Origin of the sequence: Vogesella fluminis (assembly GCF_014652335.1) — a bacterium.
In the GTDB taxonomy this organism is placed as follows: domain Bacteria; phylum Pseudomonadota; class Gammaproteobacteria; order Burkholderiales; family Chromobacteriaceae; genus Vogesella; species Vogesella fluminis.
In genome coordinates this window covers 68,465-95,428 of sequence record NZ_BMYP01000013.1, presented here as the reverse complement: position 1 = coordinate 95,428, position 26,964 = coordinate 68,465, and the positions used below count along the sequence as shown (strand labels likewise).

Sequence of the window (26,964 nt, the reverse complement as noted above, 5' to 3'; positions counted from 1 at the left end):
TCAATTTCTATTGCAGATAGCGACATGGGGTTTCGTTCTATTGGGAGTGTGTGGGTTGGTGGCGTCTAACGTTGAAGCTGAGTCGCGAGTTGCATTCCCACAAGTGCACAGCGGAGCGGGACGACCGTCAGTGGCTAGCCACTCGCATGGCTAATGGGTTGGCAATGATAACGGCAAATGCCATTAGGGCAAAATTGATTGATTGTCTGGTTCGTCTGGCATCAATCCTTGCGACCAACCTCTGGGCGTTTGAGTAGTCACGACAAGCCATCCACCCATACGCTGTGGCATCATGCCGCTCCACCGCAAGCGACGGTCGCCGGCAAGCAAGGTTGGCCGCAAGCCCCAGCGCATACCAGCCGCAACAACGGTTTGCCATCGCACCCGTAATAAGCATCCCAGCAGTAAAGGAAACCCCATGCACACCTTCGGCCTGTTCGTGCTGACGGCGCTGGCCGAGATCGTCGGCTGCTATCTGCCGTGGCTGTGGTTGAAAAAGGGCAGCTCGCCGTGGTTACTGCTGCCGGCGGCGGCGAGTCTCGCGCTGTTCGCCTGGCTGCTCACCCTGCATCCGGATGCGTCGGGGCGCATCTATGCCGCCTACGGCGGGGTGTATGTCAGCGTGGCGTTGGTGTGGCTGTGGGCGGTGGATGGTGTGCGGCCAACCTTGTGGGATGTGGCCGGGGTCGGGCTGTGCCTGGCCGGCATGGCGGTGATCATGCTGGCGCCGCGCTCATGATTTATTCCGATCGCGGGCAAAAAATCGTGTAAAATCCGCACCTTCCGTTCTGTTGTGCCCGTTGTTCCGGGGCTGTCATGTCGACCATTACCGACCTTAATTATCTCAAGATCGTGCTGGAAACCGCGCTGTTGACGGCGCAGGAGCCGCTTACCGTCGGCCAGCTGAAAAAGCTGTTCACCGAAGACGTCAAGGCGGCGCTGATCAATGACATCCTCGACGAGATCCGGCAGAACTGGAAGGGCAGGGGCGTGGAGCTGGTCAAGCTCGCCTCCGGCTGGCGCTTTCGGGCGCGCGCCGAGTTCACCCCCTACCTTGCGCGACTGACGCCGGAAAAACCGCCGCGTTATTCGCGTGCCGTGATGGAAACACTGGCCATCATTGCCTATAAACAGCCGGTCACCCGCGGGGATATCGAATCCATCCGCGGCGTGTCGGTGTCCACCAGTGTGATGCAGACCCTGCTGGAGCGGGGCTGGATCGAAGTGATCGGGCATAAAGACGTGCCCGGCCGTCCTGGGCTGTACGCCAGCACCCACAAGTTTCTCGATGATCTGGGTTTCAACACCCTGCGTGACCTGCCGCCACTGGCGGAGCTGGGCACGCTGGTGTTGCCGGAGCAGCTTGCGGCCAACGTGGATGAGGACGGTGAAGTGCCCCTCGCTGATGAGGCGCCCCAAAATACTGAACAGGAATCATGATGTCTAAAGGACAACGCAATCACGCGCGCCAACCCGTCGCCCGCGTCCGTGGCCAGGAATCCGGCCAATCCCGCAACCCGTCCAGCGATCGCCCGGCTTTCGGCGGCAAACCGCTGCAGCCCAAGGCCCCGGCCAGCTTCAACCCGCGCAGCACGCCTGCTGCGGCACCAAGCGGCAAGCCACTGCCGAAAACCGTGCTGAAAACCCGTCGTGACGGCAGCACCTACCCCGCCGATGCCCGCAACGTGGCCCCGGCCGCGCAGAGCCGCCGCGACGGCAGCACGCAGAACCCGGACAGCCGCCGTGGCAATGCCGGCCGTGGCGAGGCCGCATTCAAGCACGAGCGCCAGTTCGGCAACAAGAATTTCGCGGTTCCGGGCGGCGCGCCGTCGCCGGACGGCCGCGGCAGCAACGAGTTCGGCAAGGCGCGCCGCGAGGCGCCGGCGGTGAAGGTGCCGCGTGCCAAGAAACTGGCGCTGCGTGCGCCGAAGCAGGAAATCGCCGAGCGCTCCGCCCGTCTGCGCGAAACCCGCGTCGACTACAGCAATATCGAGCCGGTGCGGCTGCAGAAGGCGCTGGCCGCCTCCGGCGTTGGCTCGCGTCGCGAGATGGAAGAGTGGATCGAGGCCGGCTTCATCACCGTCAACGGCAAGAAGGCGGAGCTTGGCGACAAGGTCGGTCCGCAGGACCGCGTGACCGCTAAGGGCAACCCGATCAAGCTGAAGTGGGCCGACCGCCTGCCGCGCGTGATCATGTACCACAAGCAGGAAGGCGAGATCGTGTCGCGTGACGACCCGGGTGGCCGCGTCACCGTGTTCGACCGCCTGCCGCAGGCCAAGTCCAGCCGCTGGGTGGCGATCGGCCGTCTCGACGTCAATACCTCCGGCCTGCTGCTGGTGACCACCAGCGGCGAGCTGGCCAACCGCATGATGCACCCGAGCTTCGAGTTCGACCGCGAATACGCGGTGCGCGTGCTGGGCGAGCTGACCCGCGAGCAGATGAAGGAGATGACCTCCGGCATCGAACTGGAAGACGGCACCGCCCACTTCCAGCGCATCAGCGAGCAGGGTGGCGCGGAAGAGGGCGCCAACCGCTGGTACAAGGTGGTGATCCGCGAAGGCCGTAACCGCGAAGTGCGCCGCATGTTCGAGCACTTCGGCATTTCGGTCAGCCGCCTGATTCGCGTCCGTTTCGGCAATATCGGCTTGCCACCGCGCCTCAAGCGCGGTCAGTATTACGAGCTGAACGAGGCCGAAGTGGCAGCGGTGATGAAGTGGGCTGGTCTGACCTCCACCGGCCAGATTAAGGTACGCGGCGGCGACGCGGCCAAGTAAGCCTGTTGCCGGCCATCAACGCCTCCTGCTCCGGCCGGGGGCGTTTTTTCATTCCGGGATGTATACATGAGCAAAGCCTTTACCCGCGAGCAGGACGACGAGCACGACGACGAGCTGCCGGCGGAACAGCGGCTGCCGGCCGCGAGCAAGAACTACATCACGCCGGCGGGCTGGCACCGCCTGCGCGAGGAGCTGAACCAGCTGGTCAAGCACGAGCGCCCGCACATGACGCAGGTGGTGAACTGGGCGGCCAGCAACGGCGACCGCTCGGAAAACGGCGACTACCTGTACGGCAAGCGCCGCCTGCGCGAGATCGACCGCCGCATCCGCTTCCTGACCAAGCGGCTGGAGATCGCCGAGGTGGTCGATCCGGAGCTGCGCGAGGCCACCGACCAGGTGTTCTTCTCGGCCACGGTGCTGATCCAGCGTGGCCACGGCGGCGAGCAGCTGCTGCGCATCGTCGGCGTCGACGAGATCGACCTGGCGCGCGGCCACATCAGCTGGATCTCGCCGATCGCGCGCACGCTGATCAAGGCACGCGAAGGCGATACGGTGTTCTTCCGTGGTCCGGACGGCGAGGAGGAGATCGAGATTCTGGAGGTGCGCTACGAGCGCATAGCCTGAGGGGCGGGGAGGGGGCGCTTGCGGCCAACGTTGGCCGCATGGCGTGTCAGCTGCGCGGAATGTCGGACTTGCTGAGCAGGCTCATCGCCTGGTTGACCTTGAGCCAGCCTTCGGTGGCGTCCTGGCCGGCCTCGGCAAACGCCTGCATCAGCAGGCGCGCCTGTTCGCGGTGCAGCGCGTCCTCCAGCTTGCGGCCTTCCTCGGTCAGGCGCAGCTCCTTCACCCGCTTGTCGTGGCTGGCGGTGTCGGTGGCGATCAGCCCCATCTCGATCAGCTGCCGCAGCGGAATGTTGATCGCCTGTTTGGTGACGTCGAGACAGGCCAGCAGGTCCTTGACCGACAGCGCGGGATGCAGTGCCACGAAGAACAGGATGCGGTGATGCACCCGCGCCAGGCCGCGCCGCGCCAGCATTTCGTCCGGCTTGTCGGTAAAGGCCTGGTAGGCATGAAAAAACGCCTTCATGGCGTCGCGCAAAACAAAGGATTCGGGCAGGGAAATCATGGTTGACGTAAAGGTCATTAAGCGTTAAGTTGGTCAAGCAGTTTGACTAATAAAAACCTGTCTTCCCGAGGAGAGTAACATGTTTTCAGAGCGCGTCGAACGCCTGTCCGGCTCACTGATCCGCGAGATTCTGGCCGCGGCGCAACGCCCGGAAGTGATCTCGTTTGCCGGCGGCCTGCCGGCTGCCGATTGCCTGCCGGCACTGGATTTCAGCGGCGTACCGCCGCATCTGGCGCAGTACGGCACCAGCGAGGGCGAACCGGAACTGCGTGAGCAGATCGCACGCGAGGTGGCCCGTATCGGCCTGCAGTGCGACCCGTCGCAGGTGCTGGTGCTGTCCGGCTCGCAGCAGGCGCTGGACCTGGCCGCCAAGCTGTTCATCGATCCGGGCACACCGGTCATCACCGAAGGCCCGACCTATCTCGCGGCCCTGCAGGTATTCAAGCTGTTCGGTGCCGACATCACCACCGTGCAGCAGGTAGACGGCCAGCTGCCGGCGGCCACGCTGGCCGCGGCGCTGGACAGCAGCAAGGCGCGCTTGGCCTACCTGATCCCGACCTTCCAGAACCCGTCCGGCGCCTGTTACAGCGTGGACACGCGCAAGGCGCTGGCCGAGGTGATCGACGCCGCCGGCACCGTGCTGATCGAGGACGACCCGTACCGCGCGCTGTCCTACGACGGCGACGCGCCGGCCCCGCTGGTCACCCACCTGAAATCGGCGTCGTGGATCTACTGCGGCTCCTTCTCCAAGACGCTGGCACCGGGCTTGCGCATCGGCTACCTGATCGCCTCGCCGGACCTGATGCCCTACCTGCTGAAGCTGAAGCAGGCGGTGGATCTGCACTCCAACCGTCCGGGCCAGTGGTTCATCAGCGAATGGCTGAAGAGCGGCAACTACCCGGCGCATCTGGCCGGCTTGCAGGCCAAGTACAAGGTTGGCCGCAACGCGATGCAGGCCGCGCTGGAGAAGCATTTTGCCGATCTGGCCGACTGGCAGGTGCCGCAGGGCGGCCTGTTCTTCTGGCTGAAGCTGAAAACCACGCGCGACACCCGCGAGCTGCTGAAGGTGGCGCTGGGCGAGCACAACGTGGCGTTCATGCCCGGCGAGCCGTTCTACGCCAACCAGGCCGACGGCATCGGCCGCCTGCGCCTGAACTTCAGCCACGCCACGCCGGAGCGCATCGAGGAAGGCGTCGCCCGCCTCGCCAGGCTGATCCGCGATACGCAGTAAGCCGGTTGCAGGGCTGGTCAAGCAACAAGGCCTCGCGCACGCGCGAGGCCTTGTTCGTTTTGCCTATGCGGACATCAGCCTCTACTCTCGGTCTGCAGCTTGGCAACCAGTGGTGCCTTGTCGGCAGTGCGACGGCCCTTGCTGGCCTTGGCCCAGTACGGATAGAAGAACAGGTAGTAACCGGTCAGAATCAGCCAGAACAGGGTGATGCCGGCCAGGATCATCGCTGTGTAGCTGGTAACCTTGCCAAATACCATGAAGGAATGCACATCCATCCACAGTTGGTCGCCGCGTAGGCCGTCGTTCAGCACCTTGCCGTTGATGGCGTCGATCTGCAGCTCACGTGGGGAGCTGAACTCGGAGGTCTGCTCCAGGCGCACTTTCCACATGCGCTTGCCGGGGCGCAGCTCGATGCGGTTGATGTCGTCCAGCGACTTGGCTTCTGGCAGCTTGAGCGCCAGCACGATGTTGGCGATCTGTTCCGGCGGCAGGAACTGGCTGATCTCGCCCTTCTCGCCCTTGCGCGAGGCTGGCTGCAGGTATTCCAGGTCTTTCTTGAAGGTGATGAACAGACCAGACAGGGTGGTAACCAGAATGACCAGACCGAGAAACACCGACATCCATTTGTGCGTGAAGCGGGCAAAGCGGGCGAAGCGGGCTTGCCACTCGGGCTTGCCGTTGCGCGGTGGTATGACTTAAGACTTGTTCAAAGCATAAACTCCATATTTTATTAATAATGATAACTATTGTTATTTTAGTTTATGAAAAGCTGCCATATGCTGTCAATCCGCCATCCGGCGGATGGTTTTGGGCCGCCTGACGCGGTACACAAAAGGCGGCTTCGGGCTAAATCGGGGGAGAGGTAAGCTTGGCGCAGTAAATGGCGGACAGAGTCCGCCATCCGGCAGTAGGTGGGGCAAGTGATGTGGCATGGCTTTGTGTGAAACATGCCAGGCGAGCGGCTGTGACTGCAGATGATCTGACAGGTGCGGGTGGCCGCGCCCGGCAATGCATGCCCGGCGCCTGATGGTGACGGGGATCTGCCATGGCGGCCGTCGGTCCATGTCGGCTCAGGACTTGCCGTCATGGACCCATGGCTTGACAAGTGTGCGGCCAACCTTTGGCCACTGTTACGGGCGGCTTATTCCTCATCGTCGCCGTGGTGCAGCGCGGCGTCCACTTCCTTGCGGTGCAGGTGCGGCGCGAACAGCTCGATGAAGGTGTAGGCGTAGCCGCGCAGGTAGGCGTCCTTGCGCAGTCCGATCTTGGTCACCGAGGCGTCGAACAGGTGGCTGGCGTCGCGCGCCTGCAGCCCGATGTCGCGTTCGGCCTCGAACGCCATGCTGGCGATGATGCCGATGCCGAGGCCGAGCTTGACGTAGGTCTTGATCACGTCGGTGTCGATCGCGGTCAGTACCACGTTCGGCGTCTTGCCGATGCTGGTGAAGGCCTGGTTGATCTTGGAGCGGCCGGCAAAGGCGAAATCGTAGGTGATGATCGGGTGCGCGACGATGTCGTCCAGCGTCAGCGGCCGCTGCAACGCCAGGAGCGGGTGGCCGTCCGGCGCCACGATGCTGCGGTTCCACTCGTAGCAGGGCAGCATCGCCAGTTCCTTGTACAGCGAGATGCCTTCGGTAGCGATGGCAAGATCGGCCTCGCCGGACACCACCATGTCGCAGATCTGCGTCGGGCTGCCTTGTTTGATCGACAGCCGCACTTTCGGGTAGCGCTGCACGAATTCGGCGATCACCTTGGGCAGTGCGTAGCGGGCCTGGGTGTGGGTGGTGGCGATGGTGAGCGCACCTTCCGCTTCCTTGGAGAATTCGTCGCCGACGCGCTTGAGGTTCTGCGCCTCGCGCAGGATGCGCTCCGAGATGCGCAGCACCTCCTTGCCCGGCTCCGACACCGCGACCACGCGCTTGCCGTTGCGGATGAACACCTGGATGCCGAGTTCGTCTTCCAGCAGGCGGATCTGCTTGGAGATGCCCGGCTGCGAGGTGTGCAGCTTTTCGGCCGCTTCGGACACGTTCAGGCCCTGCTTGGCGACTTCGACCAGATAGCGTAACTGCTGGAGTTTCATGGCGCGCTCCTTAAAACCTAAAGTAATTAAATACTAACACAATATTCTTTTCGGCTTTAAGGGCTTTCGCTACCATGGCAGACTTCAGACCGAACGCCCATGGAGGCCCCACGATGAGCCTTGCCGACAAGCTAGCGCATACCGAAGCCCTGCTCGATACCATCGCCCGCGACCACTTGCCTGCCGCGCTGGCCAACAGTTTTGGTGCCGAAGACATGGTGCTGATGCACCTGATTGCCAGCCGCAACCTGCCGATCGGCATTTTCAGCCTCGATACCGGGCGCCTGCCGGTGGAAACCTACACCCTGATGCAGCAGGTCGGCGAGCGTTACCCCGGCCACCCGATCCGTGTCTACTATCCGGATGCGGCGGCGCTGGAAGCCTACGTCAACCACAACGGCATCAATGCCTTTTATAACAGTGTCGAGTTGCGCAAGTCCTGTTGCCACATCCGCAAGATCGAGCCGCTGAAGCGCGCGCTGACCGGCCTGTCGGCATGGATTACCGGCTTGCGCCGTGAGCAGTCGCCGACGCGGCAGGATCTCACCGACCGCGAGTTCGACGCCGACAACGGTCTGATGAAGTTCAACCCGCTGATCGAGTGGACCGAAAAAGAAGTGTGGGAATACATCCGCGCCAATGATGTGCCCTATAACAGTCTGCACGACAAGCATGTGCCGTCCATCGGTTGCGCGCCCTGTACCCGGCCGATCGCGGTGGGCGAGGACATCCGTGCCGGTCGCTGGTGGTGGGAAAATCCGGAATCGAAGGAATGCGGCCTGCACGTGAAGGCCAGCCCGCTGAAACGCCCGAATGCCTGAAAGGTTGGCCGCAAGCCGTGCGGCCAGCCCCGCTTGAGGAAACAGAAGCATGTACAAGTACGATGAAGTGGATCACCGCCTGCTGCGCGAGCGTGTCGAGCAGTTTCGTGATCAGACCCGCCGCTACCTGGTCGGTGAGCTGTCCGAGGACGAGTTCCGCCCGCTGCGGTTGATGAACGGCCTGTACATCCAGCGCCATGCGCCGATGTTCCGCATCGCCATCCCGTACGGCCACCTCGCCAGCCGCCAGTTACGCCGCCTTGCCCGCATTGCCCGCACCTACGACAAGGGCTACGGCCACTTTACCACCCGCCAGAACATGCAATTCAACTGGCCGGCGCTGGAGCGCGTACCCGACATCCTGACCGAACTGGCCGAGGTCGAGATGCACTCGATCCAGACTTCCGGCAACTGCGTGCGCAATACCACTACCGACGTATTTGCCGGTGTCGCCGCCGACGAGCTGATCGACGGCCGCGCCTACTGCGAGATCATCCGCCAGTGGAGCACGCTGCATCCCGAGTTTGCCTACCTGCCGCGCAAGTTCAAGATTGCCGTCTCCGGCAGCGTCGAGGACCGTGCCGCTACCCTGGTACACGATATCGGCCTGCACGTGGTGAAGAACGACGCCGGCGAGGTGGGCTTCCGCGTGATCGTCGGTGGCGGCCTGGGCCGCACGCCGATGGTCGGCAAGGTGATCCGCGAGTTCCTGCCCACCCGCCACCTGCTGACCTATCTTGACGCCATTCTGCGGGTGTACAACCGCTTCGGCCGCCGCGACAACAAGTTCAAGGCCCGCATCAAGATCCTGGTACAGGCGCTGACTGCCGAGGGCTTTGCCGCCAAGGTGGAGGACGAATGGGCGCACCTGAAGGACGGCCCAGCCACATTGCGTGACGAGGATATTGCCCATTACGCCGGTTTTTTCAGTGACCCTGCCTACGAAACGCTTGCGGCCAGCCCGCCCGAACTGACCGACGCGCTGGCGCGCGACCCGGCGTTCGCACGCTGGGTGGCACGCAATACCCACGCGCACAAGCAGCCTGGCTACCGCTCGGTGGTGCTGTCGCTGAAGAAGACCGGCGTGCCGCCCGGCGACATCACGGCCGAACAGATGGACGCCGCCGCCGACTGGGCCGACCGCTATGGCTTCGGCGAGTTGCGGGTATCGCACGAGCAGAACCTGATCCTGCCGGACATCCGCGAGCGCGACCTGTTCGATGTCTGGCAGCTGGCGCGCGCGCACGGCTTTGCCACCCCGAACGTCGGCCTGCTCACCGACATCATCTGCTGTCCGGGCGGCGACTTCTGTTCGCTGGCCAATGCCCGCTCCATTCCGGTGGCCGAGGCGATACAGCGCACCTTCGACGACCTCGACTACCTGTTCGACCTGGGCGACATCGACTGCAACTTCTCGGGCTGTATGAACGCCTGTGGCCATCATCACATCGGCAACATCGGTATTCTTGGCGTTGATAAAAATGGCGAGGAGTGGTACCAGATCACCCTCGGCGGCAGCCAGGGCAACCACACCGCCATCGGCAAGGTGATCGGGCCATCGTTTGCCCAGGCCGATGTGCCGCTGGCATTCGAAAGAATCATGGCCCTGTACGTCGAGCAACGCCTGGCGGGCGAGCGCTTCATCGAGACCGTGCGCCGCATCGGGCTGGAGCCATTCAAGGAGCGCGTTTATGCAAAATCTCATTAAGAACAACGCGGTCACGGAAGATGCCTGGCGCCTGATCCGTGCGGACGACGAAAGCTATGGTGCGGCAGAGGACGTCATCCTGCCGCTGGCAATCTGGCTGGCGACCGATACCTCGGCCCGCAGCGGCCAGACTGCAGTCTGGCTGGCACCGGATACCGACCTGGCAGTACTGGCGCCGCAGCTGGCACGGCTGCCGCTGGTGGCCATCGATTTCCCGGCCTTTACCGATGGCCGCGGCTACAGCCTTGCCCGCTTGCTGCGCGAGCGCTACGGCTATCAGGGAGAGCTGCGCGCCATTGGCGACGTGCAGCGCGACCAGCTGGCCTATCTGTCGCAGGTTGGCTTTACCGTGTTCGCCATTCGCGGTGACCGGCCGGCAGAGGCGGCGCTGGGCGGCTTACATGATTTCAGCGACCAGTACCAGTCGACGGTACGGCAGCCGGAGCCGTTGTTTAAAAGACGCACTTCGCGTTGAGTTGTTGCTTGTTGACAACTCAAACCATGGTTTTCGATAAAATGCACGCCATGTGTGTTGCTTTTTCTGTCGTATTTCATCGCGCTAAAAGTTGACATGGTAGTCATCGGCTACCTATAGTCACTCCAACTATCTGGCAACGGATGAATTTCGCGTTTGTCTTAAAGCTTGACGTACCGTGCTTGTCATGAGCAGTCTTGCGTAGCTGGCAGACTTATCCAACAAAGAGGAAATGCTATGAATAAATCGATCAAACTGAGCGCACTGGTTGTTGCCATGATGCTGTCCAGCGGTGCCTTCGCTGCCAAGTCCGGCTATGCCACCGACGGCGCGCTGGACAACGTGGCTCGCAATGCCTACGGCGAATGCTGGAAAGACGGCTACTTCAACAAGGAAGCCAACGGTCTGGTTGAGTGCGGCGACAAGGAAGCTCCGAAGCCGGTTGCTGTTGCACCCGTTGCTCCGGCCCCTGCCGTGGTTTCCCAGATCAAGTCCTTCACCCTGTCTGCTGCCGGCCTGTTCGCCTTCGACAAGACCGTGATCACCTCCGGCAACGCAGCGCTGGATGGCGTGGTTGCCGAGCTGAAGGGCGACAAGTACCTGAAGTCGGTTGCCATCGTCGGCCACACTGACTACATGGGCGCCGAAGCCTACAACCAGAAGCTGTCCGAGCGTCGTGCCAACGCCGTGAAGGACTACTTGGTTGCCGGCGGCATCCCGGCCGAGAAGATTACCGCTTCCGGCGCTGGCGAATCGCAAGCCAAGATGACCGAGCAGTGCTCGAAGATCAAGGCTCGCACCCAGCGTATCGCCTGCCTGGAGCCGGATCGTCGCTTCGAAGTGACTGTCGAAACTGCCAAAGAAGTGAAGATGTAAGTCTCGCTTCCTGCCAGAAAGCCCCGGCTCCTGCCGGGGCTTTTGTTTTTTGGCTTTGGGCTGGCGCGGCTCAGGGTGGCTGGTTAAAATCACTGTTTGTTTCTTTTCGAGCACGACTGTCCATGCGAGCGTTCCTGGGCGACCCGCGTCGCCATGACTTGTTGCCCTGTGCGCTGACCATCGGTAATTTCGACGGTGTCCACCTCGGCCATCAGAAGATGCTGGCCCGCTTGCGGCACGAGGCCGCCGCCCGTGGCCTGCCTACCGCGCTGCTGACTTTCGAGCCGCACCCGCGCGAGTTCTTTGCCCGCAGCCAGCCGCCGGCGCGGTTGTCGGTACTGCGCGACAAGCTGCAATTCCTAGCGGAAGAAGAACGGGTCGACTACGTGTTTGTCTACCGTTTCAACCGTGCCTTTTCGCGCATGCCGGCCGAGTTGTTTGTGCGCGAGGTGTTGCTGCGGCAGTTGCAGACCCGCTATCTGCTTATCGGCGATGATTTCCAGTTCGGTGCCGACCGCAAGGGCGATTTCGGGCTGCTCAGCGCCTGTCCCGATTTCGTCACCGAGGCGATGCCGTCGGTGCTGGTGGCCGGCGAGCGCGCGTCCAGCACGCTGGTGCGCGAAAGGTTGGCCGCAGGAGATCTGGGTGGCGCGGCAATGCTGCTCGGGCGGCCGTACCAGATCAGCGGCAAGGTGATGCATGGCCGGAAACTGGGGCGTACCATCGGCTTCCCGACTGCCAACGTGCACCTGCCGCATCTGCGCCCGGCGCTGCAGGGGGTGTTCGTGGTGGAGGTCGATACGCCGCAGGGGCGGCTCGGCGGCGTGGCCAGCCTCGGCAAGAACCCGACGGTCACCGACAGCCAGCACTATAAGCTGGAGGTGCATTTGTTCGATTTTCACGGTGATCTGTATGGCCAGCGTGTTTCGGTGCACTTCCTGAAAAAATTGCGCGATGAAGCGCGTTATGATGATTTGAACGAGCTGGTGGCGCAGATTGAACGTGATGCCGCCAGCGCCAGAACCTATTTGACCAGTTTGCAACGAGATCAGGCATGAGCATCGACTATCGCAAGACCGTAAACCTGCTGGATACCCCGTTCCCGATGCGGGGTGATCTGGCCAAACGTGAACCCGCTTGGCTCAAGCGCTGGACCGAACAGCAGCGCTACCAGAAACTGCGTAAAGTCGCTGCCGGCCGCCCCAAGTTCATCCTGCACGATGGCCCACCGTACGCCAACGGCGACATTCATATCGGCCATGCCGTCAACAAGGTGCTGAAGGACATCATCGTCCGCTCCAAGACCCTGTCCGGCTTCGATGCACCGTACGTGCCGGGCTGGGACTGCCACGGCCTGCCGATCGAGCTGATGGTGGAAAAACTGCACGGCAAGGACATTCCGGCCGCCAAGTTCCGCGAACTGTGCCGCGAATACGCGCACGAGCAGATCGCGCGCCAGAAGAAGGACTTCATCCGTCTGGGCGTGCTGGGTGACTGGGACAACCCGTACCTGACCATGGATTTCAAGACCGAGGCCGACATCGTGCGCACCCTCGGCAAGGTTTACGAGAACGGTTACCTGTTCAAGGGCGAGAAGCCGGTGCACTGGTGCATCGAGTGCGGCTCGGCGCTGGCGGAGGCGGAAGTCGAATACGAAGACAAGACCTCGCCGGCGATCGACGTCGGCTTCAGGGTGCTGGAAGGCGACAAGTTGGCCGCGGCGTTTGGTCTTGCGGCCAACGTTGACGATGTTCGTGCCGTGATCTGGACCACCACGCCGTGGACGCTGCCGGCCAATCAGGCGGTGTCGGTCAATGCCAAGCTGGTGTACCAACTGATTGCCACCGCCAAGGGCAAGCTGCTGCTGGCGAAAGATCTGGCCGAAGCCACGCTCAAGCGCTACGGCATCGAGGGTGAGGTACTGGCCGAAACCAGCGGCGACAAGCTGGAACTGATCCGCCTGCAGCACCCGTTCTACGACCGTCAGGTGCCGATCATCTGCGGCGAGCACGTCACCACCGACGCCGGTACCGGCCTGGTGCACACCGCGCCGGCGCACGGCCTGGAAGACTTCCAGGTCGGCCAGCAGTACGGCATCCCGGTGGACAACCCGGTGGCCGACAACGGCCGCTACAAGTCCACTACCGGGCTGTACGCCGGCCTGTCGGTGTGGGAAGCCAACCCGAAAGTGATCGAGACGCTGGTCGAGCAGGGCGCGCTGATCCATCAGGAAAAGCTGCTGCACAGCTACCCGCACTGCTGGCGCCACAAGACGCCCATCATCTTCCGTGCCACCGCGCAGTGGTTCATCGGCATGGACAAGTCCGGCAAGGACAGCGAGGTGCTGCGCGAGCGCGCCAAGCACGCGGTGGACAGCACCGAGTTCTTCCCGGCCTGGGGCCGTGCCCGTCTGGAAGCGATGATCGGCAACCGCCCGGACTGGTGCGTGTCGCGCCAGCGTAACTGGGGCGTGCCGATGACCTTCTTCGTGCACAAGGAAAGCGGTGAACTGCATCCGGATTCCGCCGCGCTGCTGGAACAGGTGGCGCAGCGCATCGAGCAGCAGGGTATCGAAGCCTGGTTCAGCCTCGATGCCGCCGAACTGCTGGGCGACGATGCGGCCAACTACCGCAAGCTCTCCGACACCCTCGACGTGTGGTTCGACTCCGGCTCCACTCACTTCGCGGTGCTGAAGCAGCGTCCGGAACTGGCGTGGCCGGCCGACCTGTACCTGGAAGGCTCCGACCAGCACCGCGGCTGGTTCCAGTCGTCGCTGCTCACCGGCTGCGCCACCATCGGCCGCGCGCCGTACCAGCAGCTGCTGACCCACGGCTTCGTGGTCGACGGCAAGGGCCTGAAGATGTCCAAGTCCAAGGGCAACGTGGTGGCGCCGCAGAAGGTCAACGACAGCCTCGGCGCCGACATCCTGCGCCTGTGGGTGGCCTCCACCGACTATTCCGGCGAGCTGGCGATCTCCGACGAGATACTCAAGCGCGTCACCGAGAGCTACCGCCGCCTGCGCAACACCTTCCGCTTCCTGCTGGCCAACCTGTCGGATTTCGATCCGATGGAGAACGCCGTGCCGTACGAGCGCCTGGCCGAGATCGACCGCTACGCGCTGCTGATGGCCAAGGAAATGCAGGAGAAGGTGACTGGCGAGCTGTATCCGCGCTACGCCTTCCACCACGCGGTGCAGGAAATCGTCAACTACTGCTCTGAGGATCTGGGTGCCTTCTACCTCGACATCCTCAAGGACCGCCTGTACACCACCCAGGCGGGCAGCCACGCACGCCGCAGCGCACAGACCGCGCTGTACCACATCACCCGCAGCCTGCTGCTGCTGGTGTCGCCTATCCTGTGCTTCACCGCCGACGAGGCGTGGGAAGTGCTGGTTGGCAGCGACGAGGAATCGCCGCTGTTCCACGTGTGGCACGAGTTCCCGCTCACCGGCGAACAGCAGGAAGCGGACCTGGTCGGCAAGTGGCAGGCCATCCGCACCTTCCGCGCGCAGCTGAACAAGGATATCGAGGCGCTGCGCAGTGCCGAGCAGCTCGGCTCCGCGCTGCAGGCCGAGGTCGATGTGGTGGCCGACGAAGTGCTGTTCCCGCTGCTGACCAGCCTCGGCGACGATCTCAAGTTCGTGCTGATGGTGTCGTGCGTCAGCGTCAGCGAAGGCAGCGCGCTGAGCATCACCGTCACGCCGTCGGCGCACGCCAAGTGCGACCGTTGCTGGCACTACCGCAGCGACGTCGGCAGCCATGCCGGCCACGGCAATGTCTGCGGTCGTTGCGTTGACAACATCGATGGCAAAGGTGAGGCCCGTGTCCACGCCTGACGTCGAACTGCAAACGGCAGCGCCGGCCACGGCGCTGCGTGACAGCCTGAAGTGGTTCGTGCTGGCGCTGCTGATCATCGTGATCGACCAGCTCAGCAAGATCCACTTCAACACCAGCTACCAGTTCGGCGAGTACCGCGCGGTGATTCCGGGTTATTTCGGCTTCACCCTGCTGTACAACCCGGGGGCGGCGTTCAGCTTCCTCGCCGATGCCGGCGGCTGGCAGAAGTTCTTCTTCACCGCGCTGGCCTTCGTCGTCTCCGGCTGGCTGGGCTGGCAGATGGTGAAAGGGCGCTTCAGCACGGTGATGAGCCTGGCGGCGTCGTTCATCATCGGCGGGGCACTGGGCAATGTGATCGACCGTCTGCTGCACGGCCACGTCATCGATTTCATCCAGGTGCACTACTACAACAGCTGGTATTACCCGGCCTTCAACCTAGCCGACAGCTTCATCTGCGTCGGCGCCGTGCTGATGGTGATCGACAGCTTCCGCCACCCGCAACCATGACGACAACGTTGGCCGCAGCCTTGCGGCCAACCTTTTAGCTACTGAAGGATACCCGATGACGAAGACCATCATGCTGGCCAACCCGCGCGGTTTCTGCGCCGGCGTCGACCGTGCCATCGCCATCGTCGAGCGTGCGCTGGAAATCTACGGCGCCCCGATCTATGTCCGCCACGAGGTGGTGCACAACCGCTTCGTGGTCGACAAGCTGCGCGACAAGGGCGCCATTTTCATCGAGGAGCTGCAGGACGTGCCGCCCGGCGCCACCCTGATCTACTCGGCGCACGGCGTGCCGCAATCGGTGCGCCAGGAGGCGGAAGCCCGCGGTCTGACGGTGTACGACGCCACCTGTCCGCTGGTGACCAAGGTGCACGTCGAGGTGAAGCGCATGCACCAGGCCGGCATGAGCATCATCATGATCGGCCACAAGGGCCACCCCGAGGTGGAAGGCACCATGGGCCAGGTCGAGCACGGCATGTACCTGGTAGAGACGGTCGACGATGTCGCCACGCTGCAGCTGCCGGACGAGTCGCGGCTGTCCTATGTCAGCCAGACCACGCTGTCGGTGGACGAGACCCGCGACATCATCAACGCGCTGAAGGCGCGCTTCCCGCAGATCAGCAGCCCGAAGAAGGACGATATCTGCTACGCCACGCAGAACCGCCAGGATGCGGTGAAGCTGTTGTCCGACGAGTGCGACATCGTGATCGTGGTCGGCTCGCCGAACAGCTCCAACTCCAACCGCCTGCGCGAAGTGGCGGCCTTGCGCGGCGTGACTGCCTACATGGTCGACAACGCCACCCTGCTGCAGCAGGCGTGGTTCGACGGCAAGCAGCGTGTCGGCGTCACCGCTGGCGCCAGCGCGCCGGAGGTGCTGGTACAGGCGGTGATCGAGCAGATCCGCCTGTTCGGCGCCACCAGCGTCAGCGAGCTGAACGGGGTGGAGGAGAGCATCGTGTTCGCGCTGCCGCCCGGCCTGCGCGAGAAAAAGGACGGCACCGGCGCCTGACGCGCGCGCCCGCCCACCCGCAACCCGGCCACCGACAGGTGCCGGGTTTTTTCATGGCCGCGGCCGGTCGCACCGGGCGGCTCTTGAAGAATCTGCGCCTGCCGCCATCTTGTCCTCTGTTATCAACTCTTCATTCAGACATAGCCATGAGCGCACAGAAAGAAACCCTGGGTTTTCAGACCGAAGTCAAACAGCTGCTGAAACTGATGATCCATTCCTTGTACTCCAACAAGGAAATCTTCCTGCGTGAGCTGGTGTCCAACGCCAGCGATGCGGCCGACAAGCTGCGTTTCGAGGGGCTGAACAATGCCGCCCTGTTCGAGAATGATCCCGAGCTGAAAATCCGCATCAGCATCGACCAGGATGCCAAGACCATCACCATCGCCGACAACGGCATCGGCATGAGCCGCGACGAGGTGATCGCCAACATCGGTACCATCGCCAAGTCCGGCACCAAGGCCTTTTTCGAGCAGCTGTCGGGCGACGCCAAGAAGGACGCCAACCTGATCGGCCAGTTCGGTGTCGGCTTCTACTCCGCCTTCATCGTCGCCGACAAGGTCACGTTGACCACCCGCCGCGCCGGCGCTGCGGCCAGCGAAGGCGTGCGCTGGGAGTCGGCCGGCGAGGGCGAGTTCACGCTGGAGCCGGTGGACAAGGTTGGCCGCGGCACCGAGATCGTGCTGCACCTGAAGGACGGCAACGAGGACTTCCTCAACGACTGGTCGCTGAAGCGCATCGTGCGCACCTACTCCGACCACATCTCGATCCCGATCGAGATGAAGAAGGGCAACAGCTACGGCGAGAACGGCGAAGTGATCGTCAGCGACGATTTCGAAGTGGTCAACGAAGCCTCCGCGCTGTGGACCCGTAGCAAGAACGACATCACTGACGAGCAGTACCAGGAATTCTACAAGCACGTGGCGCACGACTTCACCGAGCCGCTGGCCTGGAGCCATGCCCGCGTCGAGGGCCGCCAGGAGTACACCGAGCTGTTGTACATCCCGTCGCGCGCGCCGTTCGACATGTGGGACCGCGACCGCAAGCAGGGCGTGAAGCTGTACGTGCGCCGCGTGTTCATCATGGAAGACAGCAACAAGCTGATGCCGCAATATCTGCGCTTCGTGCGCGGCGTGATCGACAGCAACGACCTGCCGCTGAACGTGTCGCGGGAGATCCTGCAGGAATCCAAGGACATCGACGCCATCCGCGCCGGCTGCGTGAAGAAGGTGCTGGGCCTGCTGGATGACCTCGCCGCCAACAACCAGGACAAGTACGCCGCGTTCTGGAAGGAGTTTGGCCAGGTGCTGAAGGAAGGCGTCGGCGAAGACTTCGGCAACAAGGAGCGTATTGCCAAGCTGCTGCGCTTCGTGTCCACCGCCAGCGAAGGCGATGTGCCGGACGTGGCACTGGCCGACTACGCCTCCCGCATGAAGGAAGGCCAGGACAAGATCTACTTCATCACCGCCGACAGCCTGTCCGCGGCGCGCAACAGCCCGCACCTGGAGGTGTTCAAGAAGAAGGGTGTGGAAGTGTTGCTGCTCACCGACCGCGTGGACGAGTGGGTGACCGGCTCGCTGACCGAGTTTGACGGCAAGCAGCTGCAATCCGTCGCCAAGGGTGCACTGGACCTGGGCGCGCTGGAAGACGAGGCCGACAAGGCCGCGCAGAAGCAGGTGGAAGAAGCTGCCAAGCCGGTGGTGGAGCTGGTGCAGAAGGCGCTGGGCGAGCGGGTGAAGGACGTGCGCGCCACTGCCCGTCTGACCGACAGCCCGGCCTGCCTGGTGGTGGGCGAGCACGACATGAGCGCGCACCTGGAGCGCATGCTGAAGGCCGCCGGGCAGCCGGTACCGGAAGGTGCCAAGCCGACGCTGGAGATCAACCCGGAACACGTGCTGGTCAAGCGTCTGGCCGCGGAGAACGATGACAGCCGCCGCGAAGACCTGGCACATGTGCTGTACGATCAGGCGCTGCTGGCCGAGGGCGGCAAGCTGGAAGACCCGGCTACCTTCGTGAAGCGTATCAACAAGCTGATGCTGGAGTTGTCGGCCTGATCCGGCGCATTGCGGCCAACGTTGGCCGCAGTGGCTTGCCCCTTGCAAACCGTCCTGCCTGCTGGCAGGGCGGTTTCTCATTGGGGGGCGGCCAGTGGTAGTGGATGCAGTGCCGGCGGCGTGTGGCGGTCGGCGTGCTTAGCGCGCAACGGCGATGTAGGCATCGCCGGGGTAGTGTGCACTGGACAATCCCAGTGCCGATTTGAACGTCACCATGAAGCGGCGGCCAACCTGGCGGATGGCAATGACTTCGTAGGCGACGGTATGGTCAAGACGTTGTTCGGTGATGCGATCACCTGGTTGCAATTCCTGGATTTTCATTCAATTCCTTGTTCAATTCTTAATGTCAGCGGCGGTAGTGCTGTGGAGCACCTTCCGGGCGCGCTGTCGGGTGGCGGAAGTTGATCCGTCCCTTGCTCAAATCATACGGTGACATTTCCACGGTGACGCGATCGCCCATCAGCACGCGGATACGGTGCATGCGCATTTTGCCGGAGCCGTAGGCGAGGATTTCCACGCCGTTGTCCAGCAGTACACGAAAGCGCGATTCAGGCAGCATTTCGGTAACGACACCTTGCAGTTCGATCATATCTTCTTTAGACATTGTATTCTTTCGGGTAGCTGGTTCCGTGCCCGGTCGTCAGACCATGCACCAAGGCCCGTTCATGAGCGGCATGAACGGGAAAGAAATGTGAAACCGTGTTGGGGAGTGTCGCCTGCGAGGTAGGGCAGGGCAGGCAAAAACAGACGGCAGCAGTACGAGAACAGTGCCAGCAAGACGGAAACAGATCGCACTATACCGCTAAATACATGATTTGTCAGTTTTTTGTGCCACAGAATGTCCGGCTCGGGTCCGCCGGTGTACCCCTCGCCGGAAAAAGCGGCCGGTTGCCACCTTGGCATCCCGCCGCTTTTGACGGACTGGTTCTAGCTGGATAGCTGCTTCATGGCACTGCGAAAGCGCGCATGCGCGCGTGAAACGGTGGAGAGGCTGATATCAAGTTGACGTGCGGCGGCATAACCGGTCATGCCGTCGATTTCCATCAGGCAGACTGCTTCGCGGGATTTTTTCTTCAGGCCGATCATGTCCGCGATGCGTTTCATTTGTTCCAACCGCATGATGATTCTCCTTGCTGGATAATAGGCGACGGTGCATGCCTGATATAAGCTTAGTCCGTATTGGCCGAATTGCCATGCTGACATGGCACAAGCTGCTTACGCCGGTGGCAGCGTGTCGCTGAAGCTGGCGCGCTGCTGCAGGCGCAGCGCCAGATCGGCCAGGTTCGGATGCAGCGCTCGCCAGTCGAAGCCGGTAAAGCGGAAGTCGAGGTAGCCGAGGCAGCAACCGACGCTGATGTCGGCAATGCCATAGCTGTCGGCACAGCACCAGTGGCGCTCGCCGAGGTCGTGCGCCAGGGCGGCCAGACCACGGACGATCTTGTCGTGCTGGCGGTTGATCCAGTCGGCGCTTTGCAGTGCCGGCGGGCGGCGCTGCTCGATCACGATATTGGCGGCGGCATCGCAGATGCCGTCGGCCAGCGCCTCCCAGCGGCGGGCTTCGATCAGTTGGCGGCGCTCCTGCGGGAACAGGCGTGCCACCGGGGAAATGCTGTCCAGGTATTCGACGATGACGCGCGAATCAAACAGCGTGCTGCCGTCGTCCAGCAGCAGGACTGGAACCTTGCCCAGCGGGTTGAATTCGGCGATGCGGCTGCCGGCGTCCCAGGGCATGTCCAGTTCCAGCGGGCAGTCAATCTTTTTCTCGGCCAGTACCACGCGCACCTTGCGTGCAAACGGGCTGGTCAGTGAGGCAATCAGTTTCATGGTGGTGTGTGCCTGGAGGCGGGGTCACGAGGTGGTATGGTAAGCGCAGTATCAGCAACGGCTGGATGAGCGTCAATCCCGCCGTCGCCGGATGCGGGCTTATTGCAGCTCGATGCGGCCGCTGACATTGAGCTGGATGCTGCTTTTACCCGGTTGCCATTCCGGAGTGGTCACCTCGGCCACCGCATCGGCCGTCATCGCCTTGGCGCGCATCAGCAGCGGCGGCATGTTGGGCTGGCTTTCGCCTATGGTCAGCTCGCGTACCTGCTGTTGCGGCTTGCCCAGTGCCTTGCCGGCGGCGGTGGCCTGCTGCAGCAGCAGGGCAATCGCTTCCGGAATCAGCGTCTGCTCGGTGGCCTTGCGCGTGCTGTCGGCAACGCTGAACTGCACGCCCTCCAGCAGCATGTATTTCTGCAGCTGCGCGATCAGCTCGGCGGCGGCGGCAAAGTCGCGGCTGTGCAGGCGGATGTCGGCGCGGCCTTGCCAGCCGCTGATCTTGCCGCTTTTGTCATAGCCGGGCCAGCTATGGTAATTGCCGCTGCTGATGGTCACTTTCGGGTAGCCGGCGGCGTCGGCCTTGGCGCGGTTGAGGGCGCGGTTCAGCTTGTCGGCCAGCTGCGCTGCCTGTGGCTGGCGCTCCTGGATATACAGCGTCGCGTTCAGCTGGTCATTGGGCAACTCGCGCTGGGCGCTGGCACTGAGGTTGAGGAGGGTAGCGGGCTCGGCCGCCTGGGCCGGTGCCAGCTGGCTCAGCAGCAGGGTGACGCCGAGCAGCAACGGACGGGAAGAACGCAGGAACAGGGACATGATGGGCCTTTCGCGATGAAAACAGCGCTGTGACTGTGGCGATGCGTGATGGTTGCAATCGTACCGGCTCATTATGGCATCCGGATGTGGTGCCGGCGCCTGTTTTGCGGCCAACCTTGTGATGAAAAAGCACGGCCCGCGGGCCGTGCTGTCGGGTGCGCTCGCCGGTTTCAGCCCAGCAGCAGCGCGTCGTCGTCGATCTGTTCGCCGCGGGTCTTCTCGAACATCGCCAGCAGGTCACTGACCTGCATCTGCTTGCGCTGCTCACCGCTGACATCCAGCACCACGCGACCCTGGTGCAGCATCACGGTACGGTGACCGTGATCCAGCGCCTGGCGCATGGAGTGGGTGACCATCATCGCGGTGAGCTTGTTTTCCTGCACGATGCGGTCGGTCAGCTCCAGCACGAAGGCGGCGGTTTTCGGGTCTAGCGCCGCGGTGTGCTCGTCCAAGAGCAGGATGCGCGACGGCTGCAGCGAGGCCATCAGCAGGCTGACCGCCTGGCGCTGGCCGCCGGACAGCAGGTCGATGCGGTCGGCGAGGCGGTTTTCCAGCCCCAGCTTCAGCATCGCCAGCTTGTCGCGGAACAGCTCGCGCTGCTCGGCGCGGATGGCTCGGCCAAAGCCGCGGCTACGGCCGCGATGCCACGCCAGCGCCATGTTTTCCTCAATGCTGAGGCCTTCGCAGGTGCCGGCCATCGGGTCCTGGAACACGCGCGCCACCATGCCGGCGCGTTGCCACGCCGGCACGCGGGTGACTTCCTGCTCGTCGATGTGCAGGCTGCCGCTGTCAACGAACAGGTCGCCGGAGATTGCATTCAGCAGCGTGGATTTGCCGGCGCCGTTACTGCCGATCACGGTCACGAACTGGCCGGATTCGATGGTCAGCGACAGGCCGCGCAGCACCGGATTCTCGATCGGGGTGCCGGGGTTGAAGGTCTTGAACAGCTGTTCGGCACGCATCATGATGCTTTACCTCCTTTGCGGCGCAGTTTGGCTTTCAGTTGTGGCAGCACCAGCGCGCCACCCACCAGCAGCGCGGTGATCAGGTTCAGGTCCTGCGCCTGCAGGCCGATGAAGTCGGCGTTCAGCGCCACCGCGATCAGCAGGCGATAGAGCAGGGCGCCGATGATGGTGGCCAGCGTGATCACCCACAGCTTGCGCGACGGCAGCAGGGTTTCGCCGATGATCACCGCGGCCAACCCCACCACGATGGTGCCGACGCCCATGGATACATCGGCGCCGCCCTGGGTCTGCACATACAGTGCGCCGGCCAGCGCGATCAGCGCATTGGACAGCGCCATGCCGGACAGCACCATGCGCTCGGTGGCCACGCCCTGCGCCCGCGCCATGCGCGGGTTGGCACCGGTGGCGCGCATCGCGAGGCCGGTCTGCGACGCAAAGAACAGGTCCAGCGCGATCTTGGCGGCGACGATGATCACTGCCAGCACCGCCGGCTGCACCAGCCAGCTGTTTTCCAGCGCCTCGCCGATGAACGGCGCGAACACCGTCGGCGAGCCGATCAGCGGCATGTTGGGCGCGCCCATGATGCGCAGGTTGATCGAGTACAGTGCGATCATCACCAGGATGCTGGCCAGCAACTGCAGGATGTTGAGGCGCACGTGCAGCCAGGCGGTGACCAGGCCGGACACGGCGCCGGCCAGCGCGCCGAAGCCGCAGGCCAGCCACGGGTCGTGGCCGCCGGCGATCAGGGTGGCGGCGACGGCGCCGCCCAGCGGGAAGCTGCCGTCGGCGGTGAGGTCGGGGAAATCAAGGATGCGGAAGGAAATCAGCACGCCCAGCGCCACCAGCGCAAAGATCAGACCGATTTCCAGGGCACCCATCAACGCGATAGGGGTCATGGCTTACCTGCAATAACAAGCGCTCCTGTGCGCCAATCGGTAATCGGGCATCGCGGAGCGCGGGGTGAACAAGGTTGGCCGCAACGGTGGCTGCGGCCAACGTTGGCATTACTTGATGATTTCCTTGGCTTCCTTCAGCAGCGCCGGCGACAGGGTGACGCCCTGTTTTTGCGCCGCGCCCTGGTTCAGCGTCAGCGACAGCTTTTCGCCGACCTGCGGTGCGATGGCGGCGGCTTTCTCGCCCTTCAGGATGCGCACCACCAGCTTGCCGGTCTGGCGGCCGATGTCGTAGTAGTTCTGGCCCAGCGCCGCGGTGGCGCCACGCTTCACCGAATCGGTATCGGCGGCCACCAGCGGGATCTTGGCCTGCTGCGCCACGCCGACCAGCGACTCGTAGGTCGACACCACGTTGTTGTCGGTGCTGGTGTAGATCACGTCGACCTTGCCGATCAGGCTCTTGGCGGCCGGGGCCACGTCCACGGTGCGCGGTGCCGGGGCTTCCACCAGCGTCATGCCGCGCTTGGCCAGCTCGGCCTTCAGTTCCTTGGCCACGATCACCGAGTTGACCTCACCCGGGCTGTACACCATGCCGACGCGCTTGGCGCCCGGCCTCACCTTGCCGATCAGGTCAACCTGCGACGACAGCTTGAGCATGTCGGAGACGCCGGTGACGTTGCCGTTGCCGGCTTTCCAGCTCTGTACCAGCTTGGCGGCGACCGGGTCGGTGACCGCGGTGAACACCACCGGAATGCTGCGGGTACCGGCGACGGCGGCCTGCGCGCTTGGCGTGGCGATGGCCACGATCACGTCCGGACCGTCACCGATGAACTTGCGGGCGATCTGCGCAGCGGTGGCCGGATTGCCCTGTGCGCTCTGGTACTGGTATTTGATCTGCTTGCCGGCCTCGAAGCCGGCAGCCTTCAGCTCGTCTTCCACTCCCTTGCGTGCGGCATCCAGCGCCGGGTGTTCCACAATGGCGGTGACGGCGACCGATTTCATGTCGGCGGCAGTGGCGAACGGGCTGAGGCTGGCGGCCAGCAGTGCGGCCAGGGCGGTGTGGCGAGGGAGGTGCATCATGGCGATACCTTTGTTCTGGATGGTATTGTTGGTTTGGTAGTGCGGCTTTTGCGCAATGATATTGCAAAGTGACGGTAATTTCAGCTTGTGCGACGCAATAATATTTCAAATACTGTATCCAAGAGAAGCAATCTGCCATTACTTGGGGCATTGCGAAATGAAAAGGCCCCATAACGGGGCCTGGGCGCTGTTTGCTATCAAAATGGGCAGGGCGACGGCTCAGTCCAGATACTCGTTACCGGGCAGGGTCAGGAAGTCGATGAACTCGTCGCTGCTGATCAGCAGGTCGAACAGCTGCGCCGCGTCCTCGAACTGGCGGCGCCAGCGGCTGCCGTACTCGGCGCGCAGCTTGTTGATCTCGTCGGCGGCCAGGTCGCGAAACAGGCCCAGCGTCACCTTGCGGCCGTCGTCCAGCACCCCCTTCGGGCTGCGTATCCATTGCCAGATCTGCGAGCGGGCGATCTCGGCGGTGGCGGCCTCTTCCAGCAGGTTGTGGATCGGTACGCAGCCGTTGCCGCTGAACCAGGCGCCGAGATACTGGATGCCGACGTTGATGTTGTTGCGCAGGCCGTGCTCGGTGATCGGCGTTTCCGGCTGGAAGTTGAGCAGGTCGGCGGCGGTGATCAGCACGTCGTCGCGCTGGCGCTGCCACTGGTGCACGGCACTGCCCAGCACGCTGCGGAAGGCCTCGTGCGCCAGCGGCACCAGCGCGGGATGGGCAACCCAGCCACCGTCGTAGCCGTCGCGCGCGTCGCGTTCCTTTTCGGCGCGGATTTCGGCCAGCGCCAGCTCGTTGCTGCTGGGGTCGTGCTTGATCGGGATCAGCGCCGACATGCCGCCGATGGCCGGCGCGCCACGCTGGTGGCAGGTCTTGATCAGTTGCAGGGTATAGGAGCGCATGAAGGGCACGCGCATGGTGATGCGCTCGCGGTCGGCAAGACAGAACTCGCGATTGTGACGGAAGTGCTTGATGCAGCTGAAGATGTAGTCCCAGCGTCCGGCATTGAGCCCGGCACTGTGTTCGCGCAGCTCGTACAGGATTTCGTCCATCTCGAAGGCGGCGAGGATGTTCTCGATCATCGCGGTGGCCTTGATGCTGCCGCGCGGCAGCTGCAGCAGCTCTTGGGCGTAGATGAAAATATCGTTCCACAACCGCGCCTCGAGGTGCGACTCCAGCTTGGGCAGGTAGTAGTAGGGCGCGCGGCCAACCTTGTGCAGCTCGGCGGCACTATGAAAGTACGACAGCGCGAAATCGAACAGGCCGCCGTTGACCATCTGGCCGTCGATCAGCAGGTGCTTTTCCGGCAGGTGCCAGCCGCGCGGGCGTACCATCAGCGTGGCGATGTCGTCATTGAGACGGTAGTGGCGGCCGTCGTGGCCGTGGTAAGCCAGCGTCTTGCGCCAGGCGTCGCGCAGGTTGATCTGGCCCTGCAGCTGGTTGTCCCAGCTCGGGCATTGCGCATCCTCGAAATCGACCATGAACACGCTGGCGCCGGAGTTCAGCGCGTTGATCATCACCTTGCGCTCGGCGGGACCGGTGATTTCGACGCGGCGGTCGTGCAACTCGGCCGGCAGCGGCGCGATCTGCCAGTCGCCCTGGCGGATGGCGGCGGTTTCCGGCAGGAAGTCGGGCAGGGTGCCGGCATCGAGGCTGGCCTGGCGCTGCTGGCGCCGCTGCATCAGCTCGCGGCGTTGCGGCTCGAAGCGGCGATGCAGCGTGGCGACAAAGGCCAGTGCCTCGGGGGTAAGGATACCGGCAAATGTGCTGGTGACCGGGGCGTTGATGTGTACGCCTGGCGGCAGGACCTGCGTCATGGGTGTTCTCTCCTGTGCTTGTCGGGTGGTGGCGGCAAGTTTCTGTTTTTATTTATGATCCTGCTTAGCAACTGCTTGCTTTGCGATGGCAGTTTAGCATGCGGCAGTACGGGAAAATCCGGTAAGATCGCGAAACATATTTTACTTTTTGTGAGGTAATGCCCGGTGCTGAAGCAGATGGAAACCTTTGTCGCGGTGGTCAATCTGGGCAGCCTGTCGGCGGCGGCGCGGCAGGAGAGCGTGGTGGCGGCGATGATAGGCCGGCGCCTGGATGCGCTGGAGGAGCGGCTGGGGGTCAAGCTGCTGGTGCGCACCACGCGCAGCGTGACGCTGACGCAGGAGGGCAGCGCCTTTTTCGAGGATTGCCAGCGCATCCTGGCCGAGTTGGCCGAGGCCGAGGCGGCGGTGGCCTCCGGCAGCGGCCGTGCCCGCGGCCACCTGCGGCTGTCGGCGCCGGCCGGTTTTGGTCGCCGCCACGTGGCCCCGCACATCGCCTCCTTCCAGCAGGCGCATCCCGATCTGCGCGTCACGCTGGATCTGTCCGACCGGCTGGTGGATCTGGCGCGCGACCGCATCGACTGCGCCATCCGCATTTCCGATCTGGCCGATTCCTCGCTGGTGGCGGTGCGGCTGGCGGAAAACCGCCGCGTGGTGGTGGCATCGCCAGCCTATCTGGCGCGGCACGGCATCCCGCATACGCTGGAGGATCTGGCCGGCCACAACTGCCTGTCGCTGGGTGAGAGCCAGAGCCGCGGCTGGACCTTCAAGGTCGACGGCGAGCTGCTCAACCTGCGCGTGCGCGGCGTGCTGGAGTGCAACGATGGTGCAGTGCTGCACGACTGGGCGCTGGCCGGGCTGGGACTGGCGTGGCGTTCGTTGTGGGAGGTAAAGGACGACCTGTCCGATGGCCGGCTGGTGACGGTGCTGGAGCGCTTTTCGTCGCCGGATTATCCGGTGTATGCGGTGGTGCCGCAGCGGCGCTTCCTGCCCGGGCGGGTGCGGTTGTTCATCGACTACCTGAAGGAGCGTTACAGCAGCCCCGGTTACTGGGACTGACGGGACAGGCTTGCGGCCAACCTTGGGGTGGCT

At 63.5% G+C, this 26,964-nt stretch carries 27 protein-coding genes; 15 read left to right on the top strand and 12 right to left on the bottom strand.

Annotated features, from left to right (window positions below; translation table 11 throughout):
• The first annotated feature begins 418 nt into the window (after positions 1–418).
• The 4 genes from IE083_RS07140 (at position 419) to greB (ending at position 3,398) form a co-directional block, all read left to right on the top strand.
• Positions 419–739: a YnfA family protein gene (locus tag IE083_RS07140; protein ID WP_189352921.1), complete on the top strand. Its 321-nt coding sequence runs from the start codon at positions 419–421 to the stop codon at positions 737–739.
• A gap of 77 nt (positions 740–816) precedes the next feature.
• Positions 817–1,440: an SMC-Scp complex subunit ScpB gene (scpB, locus tag IE083_RS07135; protein ID WP_120810590.1), complete on the top strand. Its 624-nt coding sequence runs from the start codon at positions 817–819 to the stop codon at positions 1,438–1,440.
• 245 nt (positions 1,441–1,685) lie between these two features.
• The gene (locus IE083_RS07130) at positions 1,686–2,774 is read left to right on the top strand and encodes a pseudouridine synthase (RefSeq protein WP_444545827.1); all 1,089 of its coding nucleotides are present in this window, start codon (positions 1,686–1,688) and stop codon (positions 2,772–2,774) included.
• A 66-nt stretch (positions 2,775–2,840) separates the two neighbouring features.
• Positions 2,841–3,398, top strand: coding sequence for a transcription elongation factor GreB (greB, locus tag IE083_RS07125; protein ID WP_189352919.1), 558 nt, complete (start codon positions 2,841–2,843; stop codon positions 3,396–3,398).
• A gap of 46 nt (positions 3,399–3,444) precedes the next feature.
• Here the strand turns inward: greB and IE083_RS07120 are convergent, their stop codons facing one another.
• Entirely contained in the window at positions 3,445–3,900 is a 456-nt protein-coding gene (locus IE083_RS07120; protein ID WP_189352918.1) for a MarR family winged helix-turn-helix transcriptional regulator, read from the bottom strand.
• Between the two features lie 79 nt (positions 3,901–3,979).
• Here IE083_RS07120 and IE083_RS07115 point away from each other — a divergent pair, with 79 nt between their 5' ends.
• The gene (locus IE083_RS07115) at positions 3,980–5,131 is read left to right on the top strand and encodes an aminotransferase-like domain-containing protein (RefSeq protein ID WP_189352917.1); all 1,152 of its coding nucleotides are present in this window, start codon (positions 3,980–3,982) and stop codon (positions 5,129–5,131) included.
• Between the two features lie 74 nt (positions 5,132–5,205).
• Here IE083_RS07115 and IE083_RS07110 read toward each other — a convergent pair whose 3' ends face one another.
• Positions 5,206–5,751, bottom strand: a complete 546-nt coding sequence (locus IE083_RS07110; protein WP_189352916.1) for a PepSY domain-containing protein — start codon at positions 5,749–5,751, stop codon at positions 5,206–5,208.
• Positions 5,752–6,272: 521 nt separating this feature from the next.
• Positions 6,273–7,211, bottom strand: a complete 939-nt coding sequence (gene cysB / locus IE083_RS07105; protein WP_047967321.1) for an HTH-type transcriptional regulator CysB — start codon at positions 7,209–7,211, stop codon at positions 6,273–6,275.
• 113 nt (positions 7,212–7,324) lie between these two features.
• Here cysB and IE083_RS07100 point away from each other — a divergent pair, with 113 nt between their 5' ends.
• The 9 genes from IE083_RS07100 to htpG all read left to right on the top strand — a co-directional run bounded on the left by IE083_RS07100 (position 7,325) and on the right by htpG (position 18,491).
• A complete protein-coding gene (locus IE083_RS07100) occupies positions 7,325–8,032 on the top strand; it encodes a phosphoadenylyl-sulfate reductase (RefSeq protein WP_189352915.1) in 708 nt (235 codons plus the stop codon).
• Between the two features lie 49 nt (positions 8,033–8,081).
• Positions 8,082–9,740 (top strand): nitrite/sulfite reductase, encoded by a 1,659-nt coding sequence (locus IE083_RS07095; protein WP_189352914.1) that lies wholly within the window; start codon positions 8,082–8,084, stop codon positions 9,738–9,740.
• On the top strand, positions 9,724–10,215 hold the full coding sequence (locus tag IE083_RS07090) for a DUF934 domain-containing protein (RefSeq protein WP_189352913.1): 492 nt from the start codon (positions 9,724–9,726) through the stop codon (positions 10,213–10,215). The genes IE083_RS07095 and IE083_RS07090 overlap by 17 nt, the downstream gene beginning before the upstream one ends.
• A 237-nt stretch (positions 10,216–10,452) precedes the next feature.
• Positions 10,453–11,091 carry an OmpA family protein gene (locus IE083_RS07085; RefSeq protein WP_189352912.1) on the top strand — a complete coding sequence of 213 codons (639 nt, stop codon included), beginning with the start codon at positions 10,453–10,455 and terminating at the stop codon, positions 11,089–11,091.
• Between the two features lie 122 nt (positions 11,092–11,213).
• The gene (locus IE083_RS07080) at positions 11,214–12,149 is read left to right on the top strand and encodes a bifunctional riboflavin kinase/FAD synthetase (RefSeq protein ID WP_189352911.1); all 936 of its coding nucleotides are present in this window, start codon (positions 11,214–11,216) and stop codon (positions 12,147–12,149) included.
• Positions 12,146–14,926, top strand: a complete 2,781-nt coding sequence (gene ileS, locus IE083_RS07075; RefSeq protein ID WP_189352910.1) for an isoleucine--tRNA ligase — start codon at positions 12,146–12,148, stop codon at positions 14,924–14,926. Before IE083_RS07080 ends, ileS begins: the two co-directional genes overlap by 4 nt.
• The gene (gene lspA / locus IE083_RS07070; protein WP_373295174.1) at positions 14,913–15,434 is read left to right on the top strand and encodes a signal peptidase II; all 522 of its coding nucleotides are present in this window, start codon (positions 14,913–14,915) and stop codon (positions 15,432–15,434) included. The genes ileS and lspA overlap by 14 nt, the downstream gene beginning before the upstream one ends.
• A gap of 55 nt (positions 15,435–15,489) precedes the next feature.
• Complete coding sequence (gene ispH, locus IE083_RS07065; protein ID WP_189352908.1) at positions 15,490–16,440, top strand: 4-hydroxy-3-methylbut-2-enyl diphosphate reductase; 951 nt, start codon at positions 15,490–15,492, stop codon at positions 16,438–16,440.
• A 146-nt stretch (positions 16,441–16,586) separates the two neighbouring features.
• Positions 16,587–18,491, top strand: coding sequence for a molecular chaperone HtpG (gene htpG, locus IE083_RS07060; protein ID WP_189352907.1), 1,905 nt, complete (start codon positions 16,587–16,589; stop codon positions 18,489–18,491).
• Between the two features lie 138 nt (positions 18,492–18,629).
• Here the strand turns inward: htpG and IE083_RS07055 are convergent, their stop codons facing one another.
• From IE083_RS07055 to aceB, 9 genes are all read right to left on the bottom strand, one after another.
• Positions 18,630–18,812 (bottom strand): hypothetical protein, encoded by a 183-nt coding sequence (locus IE083_RS07055; RefSeq protein ID WP_189352906.1) that lies wholly within the window; start codon positions 18,810–18,812, stop codon positions 18,630–18,632.
• Positions 18,813–18,837: 25 nt separating this feature from the next.
• Entirely contained in the window at positions 18,838–19,095 is a 258-nt protein-coding gene (gene infA / locus IE083_RS07050; RefSeq protein WP_047967331.1) for a translation initiation factor IF-1, read from the bottom strand.
• A gap of 323 nt (positions 19,096–19,418) precedes the next feature.
• Positions 19,419–19,694, bottom strand: a complete 276-nt coding sequence (locus IE083_RS07045; RefSeq protein ID WP_229799640.1) for an RNA polymerase sigma factor — start codon at positions 19,692–19,694, stop codon at positions 19,419–19,421.
• Between the two features lie 12 nt (positions 19,695–19,706).
• The gene (locus tag IE083_RS07040; RefSeq protein WP_189352905.1) at positions 19,707–20,315 is read right to left on the bottom strand and encodes a glutathione S-transferase; all 609 of its coding nucleotides are present in this window, start codon (positions 20,313–20,315) and stop codon (positions 19,707–19,709) included.
• Positions 20,316–20,414: 99 nt separating this feature from the next.
• On the bottom strand, positions 20,415–21,122 hold the full coding sequence (locus IE083_RS07035) for an SIMPL domain-containing protein (protein WP_189352904.1): 708 nt from the start codon (positions 21,120–21,122) through the stop codon (positions 20,415–20,417).
• Positions 21,123–21,292: 170 nt separating this feature from the next.
• Complete coding sequence (locus IE083_RS07030; RefSeq protein WP_189352903.1) at positions 21,293–22,087, bottom strand: ABC transporter ATP-binding protein; 795 nt, start codon at positions 22,085–22,087, stop codon at positions 21,293–21,295.
• Complete coding sequence (locus IE083_RS07025; RefSeq protein WP_189352902.1) at positions 22,084–22,983, bottom strand: ABC transporter permease; 900 nt, start codon at positions 22,981–22,983, stop codon at positions 22,084–22,086. The genes IE083_RS07030 and IE083_RS07025 overlap by 4 nt, the downstream gene beginning before the upstream one ends.
• A gap of 108 nt (positions 22,984–23,091) precedes the next feature.
• The gene (locus tag IE083_RS07020; protein WP_189352901.1) at positions 23,092–24,060 is read right to left on the bottom strand and encodes an ABC transporter substrate-binding protein; all 969 of its coding nucleotides are present in this window, start codon (positions 24,058–24,060) and stop codon (positions 23,092–23,094) included.
• A gap of 219 nt (positions 24,061–24,279) precedes the next feature.
• Positions 24,280–25,875 (bottom strand): malate synthase A, encoded by a 1,596-nt coding sequence (gene aceB, locus IE083_RS07015; protein WP_189352900.1) that lies wholly within the window; start codon positions 25,873–25,875, stop codon positions 24,280–24,282.
• Positions 25,876–26,052: 177 nt separating this feature from the next.
• Here aceB and IE083_RS07010 point away from each other — a divergent pair, with 177 nt between their 5' ends.
• Positions 26,053–26,931, top strand: coding sequence for a LysR family transcriptional regulator (locus IE083_RS07010; protein WP_189352923.1), 879 nt, complete (start codon positions 26,053–26,055; stop codon positions 26,929–26,931).
• The last annotated feature ends 33 nt before the right edge of the window (positions 26,932–26,964 follow it).

Bases quoted from the DNA above. Each gene is read 5' to 3' on its own strand.
- IE083_RS07040 (WP_189352905.1), bottom strand. From the start codon at position 20,315: ATGAAACTGATTGCCTCACTGACCAGCCCGTTTGCACGCAAGGTGCGC.
- IE083_RS07025 (WP_189352902.1), bottom strand. From the start codon at position 22,983: ATGACCCCTATCGCGTTGATGGGTGCCCTGGAAATCGGTCTGATCTTT.
- ileS (WP_189352910.1), top strand. From the start codon at position 12,146: ATGAGCATCGACTATCGCAAGACCGTAAACCTGCTGGATACCCCGTTC.
- IE083_RS07045 (WP_229799640.1), bottom strand. From the start codon at position 19,694: ATGTCAGCATGGCAATTCGGCCAATACGGACTAAGCTTATATCAGGCA.
- IE083_RS07035 (WP_189352904.1), bottom strand. From the start codon at position 21,122: ATGTCCCTGTTCCTGCGTTCTTCCCGTCCGTTGCTGCTCGGCGTCACC.
- htpG (WP_189352907.1), top strand. From the start codon at position 16,587: ATGAGCGCACAGAAAGAAACCCTGGGTTTTCAGACCGAAGTCAAACAG.
- cysB (WP_047967321.1), bottom strand. From the start codon at position 7,211: ATGAAACTCCAGCAGTTACGCTATCTGGTCGAAGTCGCCAAGCAGGGC.
- IE083_RS07010 (WP_189352923.1), top strand. From the start codon at position 26,053: ATGGAAACCTTTGTCGCGGTGGTCAATCTGGGCAGCCTGTCGGCGGCG.
- infA (WP_047967331.1), bottom strand. From the start codon at position 19,095: ATGTCTAAAGAAGATATGATCGAACTGCAAGGTGTCGTTACCGAAATG.
- IE083_RS07100 (WP_189352915.1), top strand. From the start codon at position 7,325: ATGAGCCTTGCCGACAAGCTAGCGCATACCGAAGCCCTGCTCGATACC.
- ispH (WP_189352908.1), top strand. From the start codon at position 15,490: ATGACGAAGACCATCATGCTGGCCAACCCGCGCGGTTTCTGCGCCGGC.
- IE083_RS07080 (WP_189352911.1), top strand. From the start codon at position 11,214: ATGCGAGCGTTCCTGGGCGACCCGCGTCGCCATGACTTGTTGCCCTGT.
- IE083_RS07055 (WP_189352906.1), bottom strand. From the start codon at position 18,812: ATGAAAATCCAGGAATTGCAACCAGGTGATCGCATCACCGAACAACGT.
- IE083_RS07085 (WP_189352912.1), top strand. From the start codon at position 10,453: ATGAATAAATCGATCAAACTGAGCGCACTGGTTGTTGCCATGATGCTG.
- IE083_RS07020 (WP_189352901.1), bottom strand. From the start codon at position 24,060: ATGATGCACCTCCCTCGCCACACCGCCCTGGCCGCACTGCTGGCCGCC.
- greB (WP_189352919.1), top strand. From the start codon at position 2,841: ATGAGCAAAGCCTTTACCCGCGAGCAGGACGACGAGCACGACGACGAG.
- IE083_RS07090 (WP_189352913.1), top strand. From the start codon at position 9,724: ATGCAAAATCTCATTAAGAACAACGCGGTCACGGAAGATGCCTGGCGC.
- aceB (WP_189352900.1), bottom strand. From the start codon at position 25,875: ATGACGCAGGTCCTGCCGCCAGGCGTACACATCAACGCCCCGGTCACC.
- IE083_RS07120 (WP_189352918.1), bottom strand. From the start codon at position 3,900: ATGATTTCCCTGCCCGAATCCTTTGTTTTGCGCGACGCCATGAAGGCG.
- scpB (WP_120810590.1), top strand. From the start codon at position 817: ATGTCGACCATTACCGACCTTAATTATCTCAAGATCGTGCTGGAAACC.
- IE083_RS07110 (WP_189352916.1), bottom strand. From the start codon at position 5,751: ATGTCGGTGTTTCTCGGTCTGGTCATTCTGGTTACCACCCTGTCTGGT.
- IE083_RS07115 (WP_189352917.1), top strand. From the start codon at position 3,980: ATGTTTTCAGAGCGCGTCGAACGCCTGTCCGGCTCACTGATCCGCGAG.
- IE083_RS07030 (WP_189352903.1), bottom strand. From the start codon at position 22,087: ATGATGCGTGCCGAACAGCTGTTCAAGACCTTCAACCCCGGCACCCCG.
- IE083_RS07095 (WP_189352914.1), top strand. From the start codon at position 8,082: ATGTACAAGTACGATGAAGTGGATCACCGCCTGCTGCGCGAGCGTGTC.
- IE083_RS07140 (WP_189352921.1), top strand. From the start codon at position 419: ATGCACACCTTCGGCCTGTTCGTGCTGACGGCGCTGGCCGAGATCGTC.